Origin of the sequence: Lacihabitans soyangensis (assembly GCF_024343775.1) — a bacterium.
GTDB classification, from domain to species: Bacteria; Bacteroidota; Bacteroidia; order Cytophagales; family Spirosomataceae; genus Leadbetterella; species Leadbetterella soyangensis.
Window position 1 is genome coordinate 1 of sequence record NZ_RJUF01000134.1, and the last position, 1,684, is coordinate 1,684.

The 1,684-nt window shown below is 37.8% G+C and carries 2 protein-coding genes; both read right to left on the reverse strand.

Features of this window, described 5'->3' with window-relative positions; genetic code table 11:
- Positions 1 to 10: 10 nt before the first annotated feature.
- On the reverse strand, positions 11 to 991 hold the full coding sequence (locus tag EGI31_RS14980; protein WP_255036203.1) for an integrase core domain-containing protein: 981 nt from the start codon (positions 989 to 991) through the stop codon (positions 11 to 13).
- 113 nt (positions 992 to 1,104) lie between these two features.
- A complete protein-coding gene (locus tag EGI31_RS14985) occupies positions 1,105 to 1,416 on the reverse strand; it encodes a transposase (protein WP_255036201.1) in 312 nt (103 codons plus the stop codon).
- Between the last annotated feature and the right edge of the window lie 268 nt (positions 1,417 to 1,684).

The window sequence follows — 1,684 nt, forward strand, 5'->3', positions numbered from 1 at the left end:
CTGCAATATACTAATTTTGTGATGGAGAAACGACCGACGGTGACCTTTGCACCGAAAGTAGATCAAGTGTATCGGGCCCGTGCATTTTGATAGTGAGCTTTTCGAGCTCGGGAGAAACTTCCCTCAGGCTTCCATTCCCCGATAGCAGGTAGTGGGGAATTTTTAGATTAAATCTTTTTGGCTTGTTCTGTTCTTCTATCATTTCTATTAAGTTTTGATTCCACAATTTCCAGAAAATTACTGGCGAGAGGTGATCGAGGCTTCCATGTAATCTGCTGTTATTGTATATTTTATAAAAATTCATCAGGTGTTTTTCTAGCTCGTTTAATGTTTTGAAAGCTTTGGCATTTAACGACCTTGCCAGTATGGAATGGAAGCTTTCGATATGTCCGTTTTCTTGTGGAGTGTAGGGGTGAGTAAATACCTGATTAAGGTAGTTTTCCTTAAAAAACGTCTGAATCTCTTTGGCAGCAAATCGGGTGTCATTATCATTTCTTATTTCGACGGTGATATCATTTTTAAGCATTTGATAGGGTTGCAGATAGTTGAGAATTATCTCTTCCCAAGCCTTTTTTACTTGGGCTGACTTAATTGAAAACGCAACCTCCCAATACAGCACTTTTCTGGTAAAACAGTCGATAACCGTCAAAATGAATGCATAACGTGCCTGTTCACTCACCCACTGAAACTTAATATCCATCTCTAATACCTCCAGAGGTTGATTGGGATACACTCTTCGATACTTGACATAGTTTTTGGCAGGTCTTTGGTTGCGGTCATTAAGTATTTGGTACTCCCGCATAAGTCGATAAACTTTCTTATGATTGATGATAAGGCCATCATGTTGCAGGCTGGCAGTCATAGCTCTGTAACCATAGCTGGTCTCTGGCAAGAATAAGGTGTTAATCATCATTTCTACTACAATTTGATTCGAAATAGGCTGTAACTTACCCTTTGAATCTATCCTGAGGGTAGTTTCTGTTGGTTTCAAACCTCGGTTATCAGTTAACTTTGACTTATAATAATACTGATGCTTGGTGATTCTTAATAAGCTAAATACCAGACATTTGCTTAACCCCAGACCAATGTACTTCCTGGCCAAATCTATTTTTTCGTCTGGGGATACTTCTTTTTTAGCAGTTCATCCTTTAATCGTATTTCCAACTCTCGCTCGGCCAACATTTCCTTGTATACCCTGAGCTCTTTTTCAAGTTCTTTAATCCGACCCTGAGATGCTTTGTTATTGCCATGGCTTAACCCAGATTCCCCTGACACATAATACTTACGCTTCCAGTAATAATAGGTCGTTGGATAAATACCATACTTTTCCAAAATTGGTTTCATACCCTTTTCTTCGCATTCCTTCAGGATCTTTAGCTTCTCTTGCTGAGAATAATTCTTCTTTTTCATAGACATAATTACAAAATTATTTTTGAATTTATGTCCGAGTTATTTGGGGTGCGTTACAACTAGGTACTTATAATTTTTATGACCTATACTTTCTTCCAATAATTCCTTAGTTTTAAGCCAAAGCTTGCCAACAAAACTGACTAACCTAAATTTGCTTGTGACCAAAAAAACTCCCAATTTCCCCAAATAATTCTTAAATTGGTTTCGAATAAATCACAGAGAAATCATGCAAGAAAAACAACTAAACGAACTGACCGACGAGGAGCTATTGAAA